The following is a 1505-nucleotide window of genomic DNA, read 5'->3' as shown; positions in this document are numbered from 1 at the left end:
GGTTTTTTGGTGTGTCTAAGCAGATGATTTAGTTCGCCGCCGAGTGCAGATGCTCAAAGGACAAGGGCTTGCCCGTCCTGCGAATGCGCGGCGTTTTCTGAGAGCTGGTCTAGTAACACCGGATTATTTTCCCAGTAGCGGGATTTTTCAGTGACGTTTGGATGGCTTATCAGTGCTGGTTTTTCTGATATGCTGTTCTGAAACCCGAATTGCGGGCATGAAAAACCCCAGATCAACGGCCCGGCAAGGCCTCCCTGGGGTTTCCACCTAGTAAGTAAGGGACATTATGAGCATTGAGCGCTTAAACCTCAAGCTCTGCAAGGCCCTAAAAGGCTTTGCAGATGCACAGACCCGCTAAACCATCTCTCCAGCAGTTACGCGCCAAGTTGCGCCGTCCTGAGCCATTCAAAGGTGCTCCAGGGCAGTTTTTGCGTGCCTGTGAGGTGGGTTCTGGCGGTCGTGCAGTGAGCGCCCTTGGGACATTTGCGAAATCTTCTTCACCCCCCCCCCTGAAAGCCATCAAAGCGAGCGGTAAAAAGTCGTCTGAACGTAGGCGGGAGCTGCGTTTCGAGCGCTTCGAGCTGTTATCGGAGGGTCGTCGGTTGTTCCTGCATGAGGGTCGGCGAGCTGATCTGGCCTATTGGCACACGGTGCATCGCACGGCAGGTTGCAACTGGCTCCGCCACGGTGACGTCCAGGTGCACCAGAAAGAAGGCCGTGCTCACTACTCGGGGCTGATTCATTGCGGGTCAGTGTGGGCGTGTCCGGTCTGTTCGGCCAAAATCCAGGAGCAACGGCGGCAGGAGATCGCTACGGCGGTGGATTGGGCGTATGCCGAGGGTTGGCAGCCTGTGTTGGTCACGCTGACGTTCCCACACCGCTCATGGCACCAAATCGATCAGCTTCTGGAACAGCAGCGGGATGCGCTGACGCGCCTGAGGTCGGGCAAAGCATGGCAAAAGCTCAAGGGCCGCTATGGCTTCCAGGGGCTTATCCGGTCGCTTGAGATCACCCACGGCGACAACGGCTGGCATCCCCATACCCATGAGCTGTGGTTTATCCGTAAGGATGCCGACGCGGAGGCATTGGCGGGGGAAGTTCGGAAGCGGTGGCGGGCGTCGTGCCAGCGGGCGGGGCTGCTCGATGCGGGCGATGCGGGGTTCGATGAGCATGCGGTTGACGTAAAAGCCTGGTGTTCAGCCAGCGATTACCTGGCCAAGCAGGATGATAGCCGCCACTGGGGCGTCGACAGGGAGGTTGCTAAGGGCGGGGCGAAGTCAGCCAAGGGGATGCACCCGTTCGGCCTGCTACGGCGCTCTATGGATGGCTGTGAGCGCTCAGGAAGGCTGTTCACGGCTTATGCGTTCGCGATGAAGGGCAAACGTCAGGTGTTTTGGTCGCACGGCCTGAAAGCGCGCGTTGGCGTCGCCGAGGTCGATGATCAGGCGGCCGCCGAGGCGGCACCGGACGATATCGAGTTTTTAGGTCAGTTAGAGCCGCAGGAT

General features: G+C 58.9%; 1 protein-coding gene. It reads left to right on the top strand.

All coding sequences use genetic code 11. The features are described 5' to 3' along the window. Window positions 1–341 precede the first annotated feature (341 nt). On the top strand, window positions 342–1505 hold a 1164-nt coding region (locus ILP86_RS19460; RefSeq protein WP_193762728.1), incomplete at its 3' end, for a protein rep.

This window comes from Microbacterium sp. R1 (genome assembly GCF_015159725.1).
Lineage (GTDB): Bacteria > Actinomycetota > Actinomycetes > Actinomycetales > Microbacteriaceae > Microbacterium > Microbacterium oxydans.
The sequence above is the reverse complement of the archived record's forward strand: the minus strand, read 5'-3'. Positions and strand labels throughout refer to the sequence as shown.